General features: G+C 63.8%; 13 protein-coding genes. 7 read left to right on the top strand and 6 right to left on the bottom strand.

Annotation, left to right across the window (positions count from 1 at the left end; translation table 11 throughout):
• Window positions 1-53 precede the first annotated feature (53 nt).
• From NTZ43_14545 to NTZ43_14535, 3 genes are all read left to right on the top strand, one after another.
• Window positions 54-2,057 carry a M20/M25/M40 family metallo-hydrolase gene (locus NTZ43_14545; protein MCX5768435.1) on the top strand — a complete coding sequence of 668 codons (2,004 nt, stop codon included), beginning with the start codon at window positions 54-56 and terminating at the stop codon, window positions 2,055-2,057.
• A gap of 117 nt (window positions 2,058-2,174) precedes the next feature.
• Complete coding sequence (locus tag NTZ43_14540; GenBank protein MCX5768434.1) at window positions 2,175-3,002, top strand: ChbG/HpnK family deacetylase; 828 nt, start codon at window positions 2,175-2,177, stop codon at window positions 3,000-3,002.
• A 42-nt stretch (window positions 3,003-3,044) separates the two neighbouring features.
• Entirely contained in the window at window positions 3,045-3,686 is a 642-nt protein-coding gene (locus NTZ43_14535) for a CBS domain-containing protein (GenBank protein MCX5768433.1), read from the top strand.
• Between the two features lie 12 nt (window positions 3,687-3,698).
• Here NTZ43_14535 and NTZ43_14530 read toward each other — a convergent pair whose 3' ends face one another.
• The 4 genes from NTZ43_14530 to NTZ43_14515 form a co-directional block, all read right to left on the bottom strand.
• Complete coding sequence (locus NTZ43_14530) at window positions 3,699-6,227, bottom strand: DUF5916 domain-containing protein (GenBank protein MCX5768432.1); 2,529 nt, start codon at window positions 6,225-6,227, stop codon at window positions 3,699-3,701.
• A 125-nt stretch (window positions 6,228-6,352) separates the two neighbouring features.
• Window positions 6,353-6,535 (bottom strand): hypothetical protein, encoded by a 183-nt coding sequence (locus NTZ43_14525; protein MCX5768431.1) that lies wholly within the window; start codon window positions 6,533-6,535, stop codon window positions 6,353-6,355.
• Between the two features lie 318 nt (window positions 6,536-6,853).
• Window positions 6,854-8,326 carry a M20/M25/M40 family metallo-hydrolase gene (locus NTZ43_14520; protein ID MCX5768430.1) on the bottom strand — a complete coding sequence of 491 codons (1,473 nt, stop codon included), beginning with the start codon at window positions 8,324-8,326 and terminating at the stop codon, window positions 6,854-6,856.
• An 84-nt stretch (window positions 8,327-8,410) separates the two neighbouring features.
• Window positions 8,411-9,178, bottom strand: a complete 768-nt coding sequence (locus tag NTZ43_14515; protein MCX5768429.1) for a dimethylargininase — start codon at window positions 9,176-9,178, stop codon at window positions 8,411-8,413.
• A 125-nt stretch (window positions 9,179-9,303) separates the two neighbouring features.
• On the opposite strand from NTZ43_14515, the gene NTZ43_14510 reads away from it, so the two are divergent.
• Window positions 9,304-10,611: an amino acid permease gene (locus tag NTZ43_14510; protein ID MCX5768428.1), complete on the top strand. Its 1,308-nt coding sequence runs from the start codon at window positions 9,304-9,306 to the stop codon at window positions 10,609-10,611.
• Between the two features lie 60 nt (window positions 10,612-10,671).
• Here the strand turns inward: NTZ43_14510 and NTZ43_14505 are convergent, their stop codons facing one another.
• Entirely contained in the window at window positions 10,672-11,415 is a 744-nt protein-coding gene (locus tag NTZ43_14505; GenBank protein ID MCX5768427.1) for an SDR family oxidoreductase, read from the bottom strand.
• A gap of 155 nt (window positions 11,416-11,570) precedes the next feature.
• On the opposite strand from NTZ43_14505, the gene NTZ43_14500 reads away from it, so the two are divergent.
• Entirely contained in the window at window positions 11,571-14,855 is a 3,285-nt protein-coding gene (locus NTZ43_14500) for a glycosyl hydrolase (protein MCX5768426.1), read from the top strand.
• Window positions 14,856-14,966: 111 nt separating this feature from the next.
• On the opposite strand, the gene NTZ43_14495 is transcribed toward NTZ43_14500, so the two are convergent.
• Window positions 14,967-17,186: a protein kinase gene (locus tag NTZ43_14495; protein ID MCX5768425.1), complete on the bottom strand. Its 2,220-nt coding sequence runs from the start codon at window positions 17,184-17,186 to the stop codon at window positions 14,967-14,969.
• Between the two features lie 276 nt (window positions 17,187-17,462).
• On the opposite strand from NTZ43_14495, the gene NTZ43_14490 reads away from it, so the two are divergent.
• Both NTZ43_14490 and NTZ43_14485 read left to right on the top strand, forming a co-directional pair.
• Window positions 17,463-18,041, top strand: a complete 579-nt coding sequence (locus tag NTZ43_14490) for a DUF2239 family protein (GenBank protein MCX5768424.1) — start codon at window positions 17,463-17,465, stop codon at window positions 18,039-18,041.
• On the top strand, window positions 18,038-18,481 hold the full coding sequence (locus tag NTZ43_14485; GenBank protein ID MCX5768423.1) for an ester cyclase: 444 nt from the start codon (window positions 18,038-18,040) through the stop codon (window positions 18,479-18,481). Before NTZ43_14490 ends, NTZ43_14485 begins: the two co-directional genes overlap by 4 nt.
• Window positions 18,482-18,548: the final 67 nt, after the last annotated feature.

Here is an 18,548-nt window from a genome sequence, read left to right as displayed (position 1 = left end):
TGCGCGGGCCACACACATTGCCGCCAAGCCCTTCGCGCCCACAGCTTACACGTATGACCAACCTCTCAAAAATCGCCCTCGCCCTCGCGTTCGCCGCCGCCCGCCTGAGCGCGCAAGGCGACGCCTCCCGTACCGCGGAAACACTCTCGCGTTGGATGGCGATGACCGCGCCGCCGGGCTCCGAGGAACTCGCCACCGATCCGCTCCTCAAGTCGTTGCATGGCTGGTCGCGCGACCTGTCGGGGAATCTCATTAAGCGGGTGGGGCAGGGCGCTCCACGTCGCGTCGTCGCTTGCGGGCTCGACATGCACGCGTACGTGGTGAGTGCCATCACCGCCGACGGCTATCTGCGCCTGCATCGCATCGGCACGGCGCTGGAACATCCGCTCGCCGATCAGTCACTCGAAGCGCAGCGCGTGCAGATTCACACCGCGCATGGCACGGTGGCCGGCGTGGTGGCGATCGCCAATGGGCACTTTACTCGCCAGCACCGCGCGGACACGACCGTCGTGGGCGTCGATCAACTGTGGGTAGATGTCGGCGTGTCCTCGCGCGCGGAAGCGGAGCGCATCGGCATCGCGCTGCTTGATCCTGTGACCCCCACGCGTCCGGCGTGGAGCTTTGAAGGCTATGCCAGCGGGGCGGGGGCGTTGAGTCGCACCGCGTGTGCGGCGGTGGCCACCGCCGCCGAGGGGCGCGTGGCAAGCGGTGAGACGGTGTTCATCCTGTCCGCGCGTCACGTGATGGGATGGCGCGGTCTGACGGCCGCGCTGCAGCGGCTCGGGCGCGTGGATTCTCTTTTCGTGATCGGCGCGTCCGCGCGTGAGGTCAACACGGTTACCGGTGCCCGTGCGGTGTCTGCGCGCGTACGATTTGCGGGTTCGCGCGTCGAAACCATTCACGCCAACGAGGCCGCAGCATTGCTCGAGTCGACTGCGAAAGCGGCCGGCGTCACGCTCGCTGCAGACGCGGGTTGGGTCGCCCCTCCAGCCATCGCCACCGTCGCTCGTCGGCCACGTACCGACGCGCATGAGAACGCCGAACGGATGGTGATGTCGCTGCTCGATCTGCCTGGCGTCCCCGGCCACGAGTGGCGGGTGCGCAATGCCGTGCGTGCCGCACTTCCCGAGTGGGCGCGGGCGCGGGCGAAAGTCGACGCCACGGGCAATCTGATTGTAGAGGCGGGCCCCGAACGTGATTCCGTAGCCTTTGTAGCACACGTCGACGAAGTCAGCTTTGAAGTCGATCGCATCCTCGGCGACGGCACCGTCACGCTGACGCGCAAAGGCGGCGTGATTCCATCCGCGTGGGAAGGGCAGCCCGCCGTGCTCTTCTTTGACGCCGATGCCAACGGAAACACGGCGAGCCCGCTCTCTGGTGTGTTCGTGCCGCGCGACAGCGCCCGCGTAAAAAGCCCGCCGCGGCTCGTCGCGTGGTTTGGACTCGACTCCGCCGCGCTCGTGGGGCGCGGGGTGCGCACGGGCTCCGCGATTATCGGCGACAAACACGCCACACGCCTCGCTGGCACCCGAATCACCGGACGCTCGTCGGACGATCGCACCGGATCCACGGCGCTGTTGCTCGCCGTGCAGCGGCTCAATCCCGCCACGCTCAAACACAAAGTGATTTTCGTATGGACGGTGGGTGAGGAAGGCGGGCTTATTGGCGCACGCGCGTGGGGTGCGGTGGCTGGTGGAGGGCTGCAGCGTGTGTACGCGGTGGACACCTTCGTGTCCTCCGACACACCACTCGAGCAGCCGATGTTTGCCTACGCGCCACTCGGTCAAGGCGCGGTGTTGCGTGGACTCGACGATGGCAGCGTTGCGCCACGCGCCGAACGTGATCGCGTGATGCGCGTGGCCAAGGCCAATGCGATCCCCTTGCAGGTGGGCACCACGCACGGCTCCACGGACGGTTCCGCGATTGGCGGGTTCGGCCCACCGGATATTGGGCTCTCTTGGCCCGGGCGTTACTCGCATACCCCCGGCGAAGTGCTCGACCTGCGGGATTTGGACGCCCTCTCGCGCCTGATTCTCGCCCTCGCCATAGCGCCGTAACTATAAGTGCAGCAACAAGTTAGGCGTATTGGTATGCGATATGCCTGTGTGGTGGTCGCGATTCTCGCGACTTCCTCAAACCTACGCTCACAAACGTTCACCCCGCGGCCGAAACTCATGGTAGTGAGTGCGGTGGACGTGGGGATGTCCCGCTCGGTGAACCGCGGCGTTTTTGAAGCGGTGTCGCGCGGCACCGTGAGTTCGGTGAGCGTGATGGTCGTGGGCGATGCCTTCGACGACGCAGCCGCGTGGTTGCGGGCGCATCCAGAAGTGGACGTCGGCTTGCACGTGGTGTTGAGCGCTGAGTGGCCGCATGCGCGGTGGCGTCCGGTGATGCCACCGTCCGTGGTGCCGACCCTCACCGACAGCACCGGCGCTTTCCGGCGTCGCTTTGACGGATCGCGTGCTGATGCACGCGAGGTGGAGCAGGAGATTCGCGCGCAGCTGATGTTGGCGCGCGCTGCGGGGGTGCACGTCACGCATCTCGATGTGCACAAGAATGCGTTGTATGGCGGCGGTGGACGGTTTGCCGACGCCTTGGTTCGGATCGTGGCGGACGAAGCGGTGACCGTGGTGCTGTCTCGCACCGGCCCAACCGAGTGGGGAACGTTGGCCTTGGCCCTCGGTACGGGGCCGATGCTCGAAGTGAGCACGGCGATCACGCCAGTCGAAACACCGGCGCGATGGCCGCGTTGGTACGAAGCTGTGGTGCGCGGAGCACCGGCTGGTGTCTCGAGGTTGGTGGTGCATCCGGGCTACGACGATCCGGAGTTACGTGCCCTCACCGAAGGCGTAGACGCCTGGGGAGCGCCGTGGCGGCAACGAGATTTGGATGTGCTGTTGAGTGAAAGCTTTTTGCGGGAGCTCACGGAACGTCGTGTGAAGCTCCTTGGGATGAAAGAAGTGCCGTGGCGTACGCACGGTGGGGCGGTTCCGCCGCCCTAAATCCGTAACGAGCACGGCGCGCGTGGACCGAAGGGAGGTTGGATGATCGTCAGCATGTGGATGTCGCGGGACGTGCTCACCATTGAGCAGAGTATGCCGGTGGGCCAAGCCGCCGTATTGATGAAATCGCGCAACATCCGGAATCTCCCGGTGCTGGCGATTCGCGATGGCACGCCCAAGGTGGTCGGGCTGCTTTCGCTCACGGAGTTGCTGCGCGCACTCCCCGCCGGCTCCGATCCCCTTACACCGGACATTCGCTCGGCCGTGCTCACGGCCGGCGATGTGATGCGGCACGACCCCATTACCACCACGCCGGAATCGCCGATCGAAGAAGCCGCGACCGCGATGCGCCACGAAAAAATCGGCGCCCTTCCCGTGGTGCGCGATGGCACGCTCGTGGGGATCATCACCGAGTCCGACATCTTTCACGCGTTCGCCAACATCCTCGAGACGGCGTCGGGCGATGCGCGCGTGACCTTCGACGTGACGGTCGGCGAAGACATCTTCGTCTGGTTGGCCGACGCCACGCGTCGCCGCGGGGTGCGCGTAAACAGTTTCATCGTCACCGAGCAGGGCGACCGACCGGTGTGCGTCGCTCGCTTTAGCGGCGGACGGATGGAGATGTTTCTCGACGACTTGTGGAAGTCGGGACACAAAGTGCTCAACGTGCTGCGCGTCGAGTAGTCCGCGCCCCTGTTAGGGGTTGAGCCACCAACTCATTTTCACGAGCACGGTGTTGTCGGGGCGTGACGCAAACAAATGCGACACGTCCCGTGTTGCATCAAAGCTGCCGAGGTCGCGGTCGCTCTGGAGACGCCCCTGCTGCCAGACCACGAATAGCGTGCTGGCCGGACGATACTCCCAGCGCACCACGATGTTCGAGTTGAACTGCTTCACGTTGAAGCCACTGGGCGCACTCGCACTGTACACGCGGAATCGCGCGTCGTAACGCGACGCATGCGGCGAGGCGAGTTGTCGCCACGCGTCGTACGATCCCGTGCTCAGGAACGGCTGCCCGTAGAGTTGGAATGACAGATTCGGCGTTGCCGTCCAGTTGATCCTGGCGGTGATCGCCAGAATATTTTGATCGAGGCGGGCAAAGGTGTAGTGCGTGCTGTCGCGTAGGGGGTCACCGTAGTTGGCGACCCATTGCTGATCGTTCACCACATGGTCAAACGAGCCGCCGAGCGATGCCGAAAAGCGGCTCGCCACTCGGAGGTCCGCGCCGAGGTCGCCGCCGCGGTAGGACGAGCGCCCTTCGTCACTGGTGCCTGCGCGCAGCGCGGCGTGCGGCAATAGTTTGAGGCGCGGATCGGGGGTGAGGTCGAGTCGAATCCCGTGCTTGGGTGATTGGCGCAGTGCCGGACCACCACGCGCACAACTCACACAGGACGTGCCGCCAAACTCGCTCAGCGTGTACGTGACGATGCCGCCCCAATAGTTCGGCAATACCATGCTCGACCGTGCCTGAAACACTTCCGACGTGGGCAACCCGCCCGTCGTCCAATGGGAGTCGAGTGCGAGCGATGTGAAGGCCGACCGAAACCAGTCGGTGGGCGTCAGTTGCAGAAAATCAATTTGATGGCGCGCGCTCACGTCGTTGACGAGCGTCACGAAGCCAAAGTCGTTGGCTTCGATGCCACCGGTGGCATAGCGGTAGAATCCGTCGTACCGCACGCGCCCAGCGAGTTTGGTGAGTTCGCCGCCAATCACATATCCACCGAGGGCGGTTCGCGTGGAGTCAAAATGTTCGTCGCCGTCGGGCCGCTGAAAATAGTGGACGCTGCCGAGCTGAGTGAGCGCGATCGCCGACCGGCTCCCGTCCACATGATTGACGCCGGCGTACATCATGGCGCGCCAGTCGTCGCTGAAGAGTCGCGTGTACCCTTGGAGCACCGCCATCGTGGCGGACCGACGCAAATACGGCTCGGTGGCCGCGTCGAGCGCACGGCGCACGTCGGTAATTTCAAATCCAAACTGCGAGAGCCCGCGATCAAATTCGCGGACGCCGCGCAGCACGAGATAGTTAGAGCGCGGTTCAATCGTCGTGCCGTTGGATCCGATCACGCGGTCCGTCACCGTCTCCACGATTCCGATGGCGGTGCCGTCGGTAAAGCGTCCGGTGAGTTTCGCGGCGCCGACAATCGGCGTAAACCACGGATCGTTCGCCGACGCGCGCAACTGCGGCGTGCGCCCAATGCGCCGCGTGTAGAAGATTCCCTCGCACGGCCCAGAGCAACGGTAGAGCCCCGCGCCCTCCTGAAAGAACGGACGACGTTCATCAAAGCGAATTTCAAACGCCGAGAGATTGAGCACCGCCGGATCGGCTTCAACCTGACCAAAGTCCGGATTGATGGTGGCGTCCACCGTGACATTGGACGTCAGCCCGGCTTTGATGTCGAGCCCCACCGTCCCGTGGTTCACTGACCGCGCACCGGTGGCCGTTGGCTCGCTCGCATTCTTGGCAACGCCGTAGGGGAGCAACTCCAAGCGCGTGACCGGTGCGATGCCCGTGATGCCGGTGAGTGTGCCGAGCTGTGAGATCACCCCACTCTTCGACAAGCGGTATACCGGCCATGCGTCGCGCTCACTGAAGCGTGCAATGTCGCGCCAGATACCGAATCCGAAGGTGTGCTCGGCCATCGGATTAAAGCGCAGCTGACTAAAGGGCACCCGAAACTCAGCAATCCACCCGAGCGCGTCAATGCGCGTCGCGGCGTCCCACACGCCATCCCAGGTCTGGTCTTCGATGCCGTCGCTGTAGATCGAGTAATCACGCTTCACGCCGGCCGGGTTCACGGCCATTTCCACACCGGTACGACCGTCGTGGAACGCGTCAATAACGATTTTGAGTTGATCGCTCGCGGTTTTCACGTCGCGTCGGCTCAGCAGCGTGACAATGCTGTCTGGGTGCGGATCAAAGGCGCGTACCAGCACATAGAGATAGCGATCATCAAAGAGGACGCGCGCTTCGGAGCGGAACGAGGGGTCCAGGTTCTCACCAGGATCGAACTGACGGAAGTCGGTTAACCGCTGCGCCGCGGCCCATCCCGCATCGTCGTCGCGACCATCAATGACGGGCGGCGTGGCCGTTCGCACGGCGCGGGCGGTCGTCTCACGGGCAGCACCGGCGGTGGTCCTTGGCGCCGCTGATGCAGCAGGCCCAGACGGCACGGTCACCTGCGAAAACGCAGCATCAACCGCCACGCCGTTCAGCGCGACCAATAGTGCGGCGAGTCGGGTTGTCTGTCCGATGCGTATACGCCAAGACTCAACGGCCAAACAACGCTCGATCGTGGCAGTGTTCGACGTGGACCTGGGCCGACGTCTGGCGTGCGGTCGCCTGGAACTCAGTCACGCCGGCGCCCCGCCGGCGCGGGGCGACGGACCAGTTCGAGCGCGATGAGCAGGAGCCCAAAATTACGCGCCGCCACGAGTGCGTCACCGTGCGCCAACTCATACACCGTAGCGGTGGCGAGGCTGGCGAGGGTGAGGAGCGAAGCGAATTCGTGAAATCGACTATGCGTCGGCATCGGAGGTCCGAGCAGCGTGGGGCGGGAGATCCCGAAAGATACTGAGCCCCCACCCCGTTGGGCAGAGGAACTTTGCCCCACAGCCTCGGTCACCACGGCAACCATTCTCAGGGTTCGGTCAAACGGCCCGTGTTCAGCTCCGCGCCGTCATGCTCCGCACTGGCGCAGGGTCAGCACGGCAGGGATGGATAGCCAGAGGAGCCCCTTCGCCAGAAAGAGCAGTCCCCCAACGACGCCGAGGCGCCGGAACCAGAGTTGCTTCGCACGTTTCATCCCGACCGACAAACGCTGCAGAAACGCGGGTTCGTTCCCAACCGGCTATGGGAGATCGTCGGTGTGGTGCACGAGCCGGTCGAAGAATCGCACGGCGGTCAGATACGCGGCGGGGGTGACCCGCTCATTCGTTCCATGGACGCGCGTGAGCACGTCGGCGTCCGGTGGTGCCGCAATGAAGCGGAAGACCTGCGAACTCTTCGCCGACCACGCCCGTGCATCCGTGCCGGCCATCAGGAGAAATGGCGCGACGGTCACATCGGCTCCACCCATCACTTCTCGCACGGACTGTGAGATGGCTGCGAAGCCCGCGCCCTTGGCATCGCTGACGGTCGAGGGCTCGCGCGCAAAGCCGACTGCCACGACGTGGACCGATGTGTCGTTGATCGTCTGCACCACCCGCGCGGTCACACTCGCCACGGACTCGCCCGGACGAATACGGAAGTTCACCGACGCCTTGGCATCGATCGGCAGCACATTTGCTTTTACGCCGCCACCAATGATCGTCACGGCGGTCGTGGTTCGCATCATCGACGCGGACATCGGTGCCGCGCTGAGCGCGCGCACCACCGCGCCGCGGAGCAACCATAGATTGGAAAGCGCCAGACGGCGGCTGAATGGCATACGGGCGCGCACCGACTCGAGCATAGCTTCGGTGGGGCCGTCGAGCGTCATGGGAAAGGGCGAGGCTTCCAGTTTAGTAATCGCCGTGGCGAGCACGCCGATCGCCGAATGTGCGGGCGGCGTGGACGAATGACCGCCCTTGCCGTTCGCCGTGAGTTCGAGCGTCAGATATCCTTTTTCCGCCACGCCGATCAAGGCGACTTTTCCCGTCACGCCAAGGGCCGCGCCGTCGGTGACCGTACCGCCTTCGTCAATCACGAGTGCTGCGTGCTTGAGGCCGCGCGCCATGAGCGTGTCGCGCAACGTTTCCGCGCCATGTCCGCCAATCTCTTCATCGTGCCCGAAGGCCAGATAGATCGTGTGCTTCGGCTGAAATCCAGCGCGCAGCAGCCCTTCAATGCTCTCGAGAATGGCGAGCACCGAGACTTTGTCGTCGAGCGAACCACGACCCCAGATGAATCCGCCATCCACCACACCGCTGAACGGCGGCTGCTCCCAGCGATTCTCGGTGCCGGGAATCACGGGCACCACGTCTTGATGCCCCATCAATACCACGGGGTCGAGCGATGGGTCGCTCCCAGGCCAGGAATAGAGGAGCGCGAGCCCAATCGTCTCGCGTTTCAGCTTCTGATGGACAAGCGGAAAGCTCGTGACGAAGTGCGCGTGCAGTGCGCGGAACGCAGCGCTGTCGGTAGGATGCGTCCCCGGATCATACGAAATCGTCGGGAACGTCAGCGCCTTGGAGAAACGCGCGATGGCGCCGACGGAATCGACGGCAACAGCTACGGGCGCCACGGCGGCGTCGGCCGCACGCGCCGATCGCATCGTGTTCACAACGAGAACCACCACGATCGCAACGACCACGGCGCCCAAGAGCTGCAGAAAGCGTTTCATGGAGTGTCAGAATGAAGGAGGACGTACCGCAGACACAGTGAGAATCATCGTGCTGGCGCTGCCGCGCAAGCGTCCCGCGTTGACTTACAGCTCGACCAACACGCTACAGCAGGTCACCGCACCCTCAGCCTTGGCGAGCTCGGACACATCCACAGCGTGCACGCGATACCCCGCCGCCTCAAGTCGTGCGCGGGTGCGCGGATATGCGGCGCCGTGCACGAGCGCATTGCCGATTCGCAACACGTTGGCGGCGGCCGGCTCGTCGGGATCCACTTCGAGAATCTGCCAGTCGCCGAACTGCCGCACGTCCACCCACGCGGGATTCACCAAAAGCGTGTTGGCGTTCACCTCGGTGACTGCGGATTTCAAATGCAACGCACCGCCAACGTCAATCTGACGGACCGTGAATCCCTGTGGAGCGGCAAAGGCCGCCAGCTGGGCGATGCCGGCATCGTTCGTACGTGTGCTGCGTCCAACAAACAGCGTCCGCCCCGCGCGAAGCACATCCCCGCCATCGAGCGTGCCGGGCGCGTTGATAAACGCGAGGGGCCGATACGCCGCGAGTGCCGCGGCCACGGCATCGACCTCGGCGCGGCGCGATTGCGCCCCAGGCCGTGTCATCACGGCAATCGTTGGCAGCACCACGGCGGTGTCTTCAATGAACACCGCGTCGGCCTGTTCCTCGGCGCCCGCCACGCGTTGCACGCTACAGCCCAAGTCCGTGAGCAAATGTTCATACGCGGCGTGCTGCGCGCGCGCACGTTCTACATCGATCGGTTCACGGGCGAGATGCGTGAGCTCGCACTGGGCGATCCGTGAACTGACGGCTCTGGTGAACGCGAGGATGGGCACGATGGCGTGGTGGCTGGTGCGATGGCAACCGGGCAGTCGCAATGGGAACCTCGACCGCACACTCAATTATATGCGCATTGGCGAGCCGACTCGCCACCCGTGCGTCGATTGTGCATACTACCGCCATGACGGCACCTTCTCGGAAACTCGGTGTGTGGATGGCCACCGCGCTGGTGATCGGTAACATTTTGGCGGCTGGGATTCTGATGTTGCCGGGTTCTCTGGCACCGTACGGCTGGAATGCCGTCGCCGGCTGGCTGATCACCATGTTCGGTGCGCTCTGCCTCGCCTGGGTGTTCGCCGAGCTGGCGCGCCGCTTGCCGGACGCCGGGGGCGCCAATGGGTTTATGCGCCTCGGCCTCGGTGAGGGAGCCGCCTTTTTGGGATCGTGGGGGTATCTCGTCTCGTGCTGGCCAACGATCGCGGCCATCGCCATTACCGGTGTGAGCTACCTGACACGCCTCGTCCCAGCCGTCGATACCATCCCCGGTGGGGCGACGGCAATCGCCCTCGCGCTCATTACACTCCTCACGTGGGTGAATCTGCGCGGCCTGCGCACGGGTGGCAGCGTGCAGCTCGTTACCACGATTGTGAAACTCCTCCCCTTTGCTGCCGCCATCGGACTCGCCTTCTGGCGGCTCTTCAGCACGGGCGGTCGTGTGCTGGCGCCCATCACACCGGGTGCCTTTACGTTCGCCGGCGCCACCTCGGTGGCGTCCCTCACGCTCTACGCGATGCTCGGCGTGGAGTGCGCGACGGTGCCGAGTGATGCGGTAGAAAACGCGGAACGCAACGTGCCGCGGGCGACGATCATCGGTACGGTAGTGAGCGCGGTAGCGAGCATCATTGCCACCTGCGCCGTCGTCTTGATGCTGCCGGTGGATCAGGTGGTCAAGTCGAACGCGCCGATCGCCGATTTTATTGCCGTGAGCTGGGGCACTGTGGCGGGTGACTTTGTGGCGCTCTGTGCCGTGGTGAGTTGCTTTGGCGCCGTAAACGGGTGGATCCTGATTTCAGGTCAGATGGCCGCGGTGATGGCAGACGCGGGCACTCTTCCGCCCTGGTTCGGCAAACGCAATGCCAACGGCATTCCGGCACAGTCAGTTGTTCTCTCGGGCGTCATTGGCGCCTTGCTCACGCTCTTGGCAGCGACCAAGGCCGGTGTGGCCGCGTTCAACTTTGTGGCGCTGCTCGCGACCGCTCCAAACTTGGTGATGTACCTGTTGTGCTCGATCGTGGCGTTCAAGTTCATGTCGAATGGCCGCCTGCCGCGTACAGCTGGACTCACCGTCGCCTCAGTGGGCGCGGCGCTCTTTTCGATATGGGCGTTCTATGGCTCCGGCTGGGAGGCACTCGCGTGGGGTGCGGCGCTCACGGCGGCGGGATGGCCTATCTATCGGCTGACGCGTCGGCGGTTACAGACGCAAGCCTGACCGGCAGGTGGCGGACGTCGCGACACGGTCGCGACGCCGCACATGCTATGTGCGCGGAACCTACGCGCCCGGCTCCTCGGCTGCGAAGTACTTCACGACCATCTCTCGTGCACCTTGGCGCGTGTAGACATCTGCCTTTCGTGTCTCAATCACCTCGGCGATCACAGCGGCCACTTCGTCGGCGGTCTGCGAATTGGGCAGTGACCGTGAATCCGGCCCCCCATGCAGCGCGTTGGCCCCGAACTCTGTCTGCACCACGCCCGGCGACACCAGCGATACCTGAATGCCGGGGTACGCACTCTTGAGTTCGTCGCGGAAGGTGGCGGTGAGTGCATTCACAAAGTGTTTGGCGCCACTGTACGCCGCGCGGAACACGGCAAAGGGAATCCGCCCAAGCATCGACGACACATTGATGACGTGCCCCGCGCCGCGCGCCTTAAAGTGCGGCAGCACTTCCTGCGTGCCATAGAGCACGCTCTTCACGTTGATACGGATCATGTCATCAATGTCTTCGTCGGTGAGTTCCGACGGCGACCGCGTAATGCCCCGCCCGGCGTTGTTCACCCAGACGTCAATGTGATCGAACCGCTCAATGGCGCTCCGGACCACGCGCCGGACGTCATCGCGGATGGTTACGTCGGCCACCACGGGCAGGGCTAAGGGGCCACACCGCTGGGCCACGGCGTGCAGTTCGGCTTCGCGGCGGGCAACCAGCACGAGCGAGTGCCCGGCGGCGGCGAGGCGTTCGGCGAGGGCGGCCCCGATCCCGGAGCTGGCCCCCGTAATGACGGTGACTTTAGACATGTCCGAATGATCACCTACTGGCTGGGGCGGTGTCACCCCGTACCACCGGGGGCGGGGTAGTTGCTCCACGGTTCCCCCTGCGCCAACGTATGTAGGACGTCGGTCGTAGCGCTCCTATGCTCGCCGAGCGTCCCCACCCGAACGAGGAACAGCGGATGTCACGCTTAACACGCGCCATTGTCCCGACCGTTATTGCGGTCGCGTGCGTCACTTTCACCGCCGCCTGGACCGGCGACCGCGCCGAGGCGCGATCCCTGCCGGTGCGCGCAGCCGCGACCATCGATACGGCCATTCTCAAAGGCTATCGTTGGCGCAACATTGGCCCCGACCGCGGCGGCCGTTCGATTGCCGTGAGCGGCGCGAAGGGACGCCCCAAAGAGGCGTACTTTGGCGCGGTCGGCGGCGGACTCTGGAAAACCACCGATGCTGGTGAAAACTGGGCGCCGGTAACCGACGGGCAGATCACCAGCGCGTCGGTGGGTGCAATCGCGGTGAGCGAGTCGAATCCCGACATCGTCTACATCGGGATGGGCGAGAGCTGCATCCGCGGCAACATCATGGCGGGCGACGGTGTCTACAAGAGCGTCGATGCCGGCAAAACGTGGGCGCATATCGGATTCGAAAAATCCGAAGTCATTTCCAAGATTCGCATCCATCCCACGAATCCTGAGATTGTGTTCGTCGCTGCGTTTGGCAAATACAGCGTGCCAAACGAAGAGCGCGGCGTGTACAAGAGCACCGACGGCGGCAAGACCTTCCGTAAGGTGCTGTATCGCGACGACAAAACGGCGGCGATCGATATCACCATTGATCGCAACAACCCGAACGTGATGTACGCCGCCATGTGGGAGGCCTACCGCAAAGAATACACGATGTCGAGCGGCGGCCCCGGCAGCGGTTTGTTCAAGAGCACCGACGGCGGCGAAACGTGGACGGAAATCACGCGCGCCAAGGGACTTCCGGCCGACGGGCTGGTGGGGCGTATTGGCGTGGACGTGTCGGGCGCCAACTCGAACCGCGTCTACGCGCTGGTTGAGAACGACAAGGGTGGCCTCTTCAAGAGCGACGATGCCGGCGCCACTTGGTCGCTGGTGAACGACAACCGTAACATTCGTCAGCGCGCTTTCTATTACACGCACGTCTACGCCGATCCCAAGAACGCGGACGTTGTGTACATGCAGAACACCTCCATGTTCCGCTCCGCTGATGCTGGCAAAACGCTCGGCAATGCCGGCAACGGCACGCACGGCGATTTCCACGCGCTCTGGATTGACCCCGACGACGCGACGCATCTCGTGGTGGGCAACGACGGCGGCGGTGCGGTGAGCACTACGACGGGCGCCAAGTGGACTGATGAAGATTTCCCGACCGAACAGTTCTATCATGTCATTACGACCAAGCACATTCCGTATCACGTGTGCGGGTCGCAGCAGGACAACTCCACGCTCTGCACGCCGTTCAATTGGAATGCGGCGGCCTTTGGCTTTACCGCGCGCGGCGGGCGTGGCGGCGGTGGACGCGGTGGTCGCGGTGGCGCTCCAGGCGATATCACCGCCGGCGGCATGGCCGTGAGCTACACCGCGGGCGGCGGCGAACCTGGCTACATCGCCACCGACCCGCTCGACCCTGACCTCTTCTACTCCGGCACGAACAACGGCGGCTACCTCGACAAGTTCAACCGTCGACTCGGCACCAATCGCGAAGTCACGCCGTATCCGTGGATGTATTCGGGAGAGCCGAGCAGTGCGATCCGCGAGCGTTGGCAGTGGACGTATCCGATCATCTTCTCGCCGGTGAACCCGAACGTGCTGTTCACGTCGAGTCAGCGGCTCTGGCGCACCAACGACCGCGGCAACACCTGGACCGCGATCAGCGGCGATCTCACGCGCCACGATCCCAAGACGATGGGACACAGCGGTGGCCCGATCACCGGCGATATGAACGGCCCCGAAGTGTACGCCGTGATCTTTGCCGTTGGCCCGAGCAAGAAAGATGTGAATGTCATCTGGACCGGCTCTGATGATGGTTTGGTGAACGTGACGAAGGACGGCGGAAAAACGTGGACCAACGTCACGCCCAAGGATTTGCCAGAGTTCAGTCGCGTCACGCAAATCGACGCCTCGGCGTTCGACGCCGGCACCGCGTACTTCTCGGCGAAGCGCCCGCTCCTCGATGATAAATCGCCGTACATCTACAAGACCACCGATTACGGCAAGACGTGGACGAAGATCATCAACGGTCTGCGCGCCGATGCCTTTGTGCACGCCGTGCGCGAAGATCCTAATCGCAAGGGATTGCTCTACGCGGCCACGCAACACGGGGTGTACATCGCGTACGATGACGGCAAGACGTGGGAACCGTTCATGCTCAACATGCCGGACGTGCCGGTGAGTGATCTCGTTGTTGAGGCGAATGAGTTGGTGATCTCGACGCACGGGCGCGGATTCTGGGTGCTCGACAACGTGGCACCGTTGCGTCAGGTAAAGCCGGAGGTCACCGCGGGTGACGCCTATCTCTTTGCGCCGCCGGTGGTGATTCGCAGTGGCCCGAGCGCCACGTTGAGCTGGTACCTGAAGAAGCCCGCCGTGCGCTTGAAGCTCGAAGTGCTCGACAGCGCCGGCGCACTCGTGCGCAAATATGAACCCGACACGGCCGTCGCTCCGGCCGCTGGACGCGGTCGTGGTGCGGGTGCCGCTGCGGATTCGGCGCCAGCAGGTGGTGGCGGTGGTCGCTTTGGCGGCGCACCCGCACTGCCGAATGCCGCGGGACTCAATCGCTATTCGTGGGATCTGCGCGGCACACCAGCGACGGTCTTCCCGGGAATGATTCTGTGGGGCGCCAGCACCAATGGACCGCAGGTGCCGCCGGGCCGCTACACGCTGCGCCTCACCGCCGACGGCAAGCAGCTCACGCAGCCGATGATCGTCAAGCGCAATCCGTTGATCACGGATGTGAGCGACGCCGACATGCGCGCGCAGTATGTGATGGCCAGCAAGATTCGCGACAAAGTGAGCGAAGCGAATCAGGCGGTGGTGGACATTCGCAACGTGAAGGGGCAGGTCACCGATCGCCTCAAGAAATCGCCGGATGTCAAGCTCAAGGAAACCGGCGACAAGTTGACCGCAGGCGCGGGTGAAGTGGAACAAGATGTGTATCAGGTGAAGAATCAGAGCGGGCAGGATCCGCTCAACTTCCCGATTCGCATCAACAACCGTCTCGCATCACTGCTCTCGATGGTCGAGCGTGGCGACGGCCGGCCGAACAACAACGTCAATGAGATCCTCGGCATTCTCTCCGTGGAGCTCAAGAAATACACGACCAATCTCGACAAGGTGTGGAAGACCGATCTCAACGCCTTCAACAATGAGCTCAAGCGACTCGGGCTTCCGACGGTCGATCCCAAGTGCGCCAAGGCCGAAGGATGCACCTTCGTTCCGTGATCACTGGAACCTATGTCTAGATGAACGCGGCCCAGTCGGCGCGAGCATGAAAACCTTTCCGTACGCGAGACGCCGCGTACGGAAAGGCAGCGGCGGTGTTGGGTGACGCGCTCAGCCTAAGACGAGCGTCGCCAACTGGCTGAAGGCCGGATCTTGGCGCAGGGCGTCGTACTCGCTGCGCACCCGCAGATAAATAAGTTCAGGATCGTGTTCGTCCACGGCGCGGTTGAGCCATTCCATCGCCGCGTCGGGCTGTCCGCTCGCCAGCTGCACCCGCGCGAGCAATGAGGCGGCCACGTATCGCTCGTTGCGCAGTGCGGTCAGGCGATCGCGGAGCGCTCCCACATCTGCCCACGCGCCACGCGTTGCGGCAATCAGCGCTTGCAGTGCCCACATTTCCGGCGTGCCGCCAGAAAGTTCGATGGCACGCGCAATGCTGATTGCGGCCTCCGCCGGTCGCTTGGCATACAGTTGCGACTGCGCGAGAAAAAAGTGCCCCATCGCAAACGCCGGCTCCATGGCGAGCGTTTCGGTGTGGCGCGCGATCGCTTCGTCGAGACGCCCGGCGAGTGCGAGCACAACGCCGGCGGTGGCATTAATGGCCAGCGAGAGCGGGTCAAGCGCGCGCGCTTTTTCGATATCGGCTATGGCGTCGTCGAACCGACCGTGCGGAACATGGTGCGTGACGGCGCGCCACTGGAGTGCGGGCGCATACGTCGGCGCGAGGGTCAGCGCGCGATGAAAAGCCCCTTCAGCGGCAGAGCGGTCGCGATCGTACGCGGCGGCGACGAGCCCGAGTGTGGCATGCGCTTCGGCAAGAGACGGGTCGATCGCCAGCGCGCGTTGCGCCGTCAGGCGGGCGAGCGGCATCACGTCGCGCGGCGGCTTGGCGCCGTAAATGCCAAGCACCGCGTAGGCGTCGGCGAGTCCCGCAAAGGCCGGTGCGTAGAGTGGATCGCGAACGGTGGCCGCGTCTAGCAGTTCGGTGGCGTGGATGAGGTGGTGTTCGGTGCGCTTGTTCCAGAAGAAGCGCCCCTTGAGATACAACTCGTAGGTCTCTACATCGGTCGCGGCCGCGTTCGTCAGCGCCGCAGGAACGGCACCCACCAGCGTGGATTCAAGGGTCCGGCAGATCGCCCCGCTGATTTCATCTTGAATGGCGAACACATCGGTGAGTTCACGATCGAACTGTTCGCTCCAGGAGGGAAAGCCAGTCGAGACGCTCACGAGCCTCGCCTTCACGCGAATCCGAGTGGCGGCGCGCTGGACGCTGCCTTCGAGAATGCTCGTGACCTTGAGTCGTGCCCCGATGGCCGCAATGTCGTCCGACTTGCCGCGAAACGCGTAACTCGAAGTGCGCGCCGCCACTTGCAGGGTGCGCAGGCGGCTCAGCGCACTGATGACTTCATCCGTGATGCCGTCGGCGAGATAGACGTTCTCGGGCTCTCCGCCGAGGTTCGCAAAGGGCATGACGGCAATCGAGGGCTTTTCTGGAGGGCGTGGTGCCGCTGCCCATTCTCCCGACTGTCCGGCAAGCTGCTCGGCGAACGCTCCCGCCGTTGGGAATCGATCAGCCGGATCGCGCGAGAGCGCCTTCTCGATGGCTCGCGCCACATGCAGCGGTACGTCGGACCGGATGGTATCAACCCGAACGGGTGTCTCGAAGAATCGCTTGGCAATCACCGCCTGCGCGGTGTTGCCCGCGAACGGCGGTGTGCCGGTCAACATCTCAAAGAGCATCACGGCCAAGCTGTACTCATCGCTCCGACCGTCCAAGGACGTTTCACCGGCGGCCTGTTCGGGGCTCATGTACATCGGTGTACCGACGGCCAGTCCCGAGGTCGTGCTATTCACGTCGCCGGTGTTTACCGATGCGGAGATTGCGCGCGCGACGCCAAAATCGAGCACCACCGCGTGGCCGGCGAGCATCAACACGTTTTCCGGTTTGATGTCGCGGTGGAGCACGTCGGCGGCGTGCGCATAATGCAGCGCGTCGGCGACTTCACGTGCGATCTGCACCGCCTCGCCGACGCCCAGTCGTGTATTGCGATCAAGGCGCGTGCGCACGTCCTCACCATCCACATACGGCATAACATAGTACGGCATGCCGCCGGCCTCGCCGGAGTCGAGCAACGGGAGGATGTGCGGATGCGTCAGTCGCGCGGCGAGTCGGATTTCTCGCACAAACCGCTCTGCTCCCACACTGGCAGCAAGGTCGGGGAGCATCACCTTGATCGCGACGAGCCGGTCGTGCTTGATGTCCCGCGCCAGATACACGCGCGCCATTCCCCCAGTGCCAAGTTCGCGCTGGAGTTCGTAGGTCGAGCCGATGGCTTCGCGAAGCGCCTCGATAGACAGGAGCCGGGGGGTAGGCGTTTTTTTGGAGCGGTTACTGCGACCCCAACAATATGGAGTGCGTGAGAGAGACGGGCAGAGCTACGCGCGCCTTTTTCGGGCTTGAAAGTCTAGCGGTTGGGCTAGGCTGCCTCTGCTTGAGCCATCGCTTAGCGAACAGCTGTTTGGTGGCTTATTTATCCGGATAATATTGACAGATATATATCCGGATAATAATATTCGATATCCCTATCATATAGAAGCCGCTCCGACATGCCTAGTTCCCAGTCCCAGCCCTACGCGCTTTTTGGCGGATTTCGACGCCTCGCCTCCGGCACGTTGGCGGAGATCGCCGTCGCGTACCGTGCTGCCGTCGATGCAAACGCAGACGGCCCGCTCCTCATCTTCAACAACCAAACGGGCCGCTCGATTGATGTGGACACCCGCGGCACCGACGCTGAGATCACGGCGCGCTACTCGCCGCCCGCCGAACCGCCGCGCGGACGGGGACGTCCCAAACTTGGCGTGGTGCCGCGCGAGGTCACGTTGTTGCCGCGTCACTGGGAATGGCTCAGCACCCAACAAGGGGGCGCGTCCGTCACACTGCGCAAACTCGTAGAGGAGGCGCGTCGTGCGGGTGGCGAAAAAGATCGGCGGCGGCACGCACATGAAGCGGCATACCACTTCATGCTGGCGATGGCCGGCGATCTCCCCGGATTCGAAGAGGCAACCCGCGCACTCTTCGCCGGCGATCATGCACGGTTCGGAGAGCTGATCCGGGAGTGGCCGCACGACGTGCGCACCCACGCGACGCACCTCGCCTTTAGTCACTCCGCACAGGAGACCGCGTGACCGACCTCGCCTCCGCCGCTTTCACTGCGTCGTCACCGGCAAAGGCGCTGATTGCTGCATTCCTGCATGACGTGTGGGACAACGGCAACGCGGACGCCGTCGATACGTATCTCGCCGAGTCGTACACCATCCACCACGATCCCGGTGATGGTTGGCACGGACAGACGCTGACGCGCGATGGGTTCAAGCACCGACTCGTGACGAGTCGCGCGCCCTTTCCCGATCAGAAGTTCAGCGTCGACATGATGCTCGAAGAAGGAAACCGCATCGCCGTGACCTGGCGTTGGTCGGGCACCTTTCTCGCCGACCTCCCAGGTTTTCCTGCCACCGGGAAGCCCGTACACACGTCGGGAATCACCATCTATTCCGTAGACGGTGATCGGCTCACGGGACATTGGCAGGTCACCGACCGGCTGAGCGTCTTTCAGCAACTTCGGTAGCAAACGGGGGTTACTCACTCTAGCTCATATGGCCGTTGGTCTTTACCCTGTAGGCGTCGGATCGCTG

This window comes from Gemmatimonadota bacterium (assembly GCA_026387915.1).
Taxonomy (GTDB): Bacteria; Gemmatimonadota; Gemmatimonadetes; order Gemmatimonadales; family Gemmatimonadaceae; genus Fen-1231.
This window is presented reverse-complemented; position numbering and strand designations above follow the sequence as displayed.

Coding starts and splice junctions, on each gene's coding strand:
- NTZ43_14545 (MCX5768435.1), top strand. CDS start 54: ATGACCAACCTCTCAAAAATCGCCCTCGCCCTCGCGTTCGCCGCCGCC.
- NTZ43_14510 (MCX5768428.1), top strand. CDS start 9,304: ATGACGGCACCTTCTCGGAAACTCGGTGTGTGGATGGCCACCGCGCTG.
- NTZ43_14505 (MCX5768427.1), bottom strand. CDS start 11,415: ATGTCTAAAGTCACCGTCATTACGGGGGCCAGCTCCGGGATCGGGGCC.
- NTZ43_14525 (MCX5768431.1), bottom strand. CDS start 6,535: ATGCCGACGCATAGTCGATTTCACGAATTCGCTTCGCTCCTCACCCTC.
- NTZ43_14540 (MCX5768434.1), top strand. CDS start 2,175: ATGGTAGTGAGTGCGGTGGACGTGGGGATGTCCCGCTCGGTGAACCGC.
- NTZ43_14500 (MCX5768426.1), top strand. CDS start 11,571: ATGTCACGCTTAACACGCGCCATTGTCCCGACCGTTATTGCGGTCGCG.
- NTZ43_14535 (MCX5768433.1), top strand. CDS start 3,045: ATGATCGTCAGCATGTGGATGTCGCGGGACGTGCTCACCATTGAGCAG.
- NTZ43_14490 (MCX5768424.1), top strand. CDS start 17,463: ATGCCTAGTTCCCAGTCCCAGCCCTACGCGCTTTTTGGCGGATTTCGA.
- NTZ43_14520 (MCX5768430.1), bottom strand. CDS start 8,326: ATGAAACGCTTTCTGCAGCTCTTGGGCGCCGTGGTCGTTGCGATCGTG.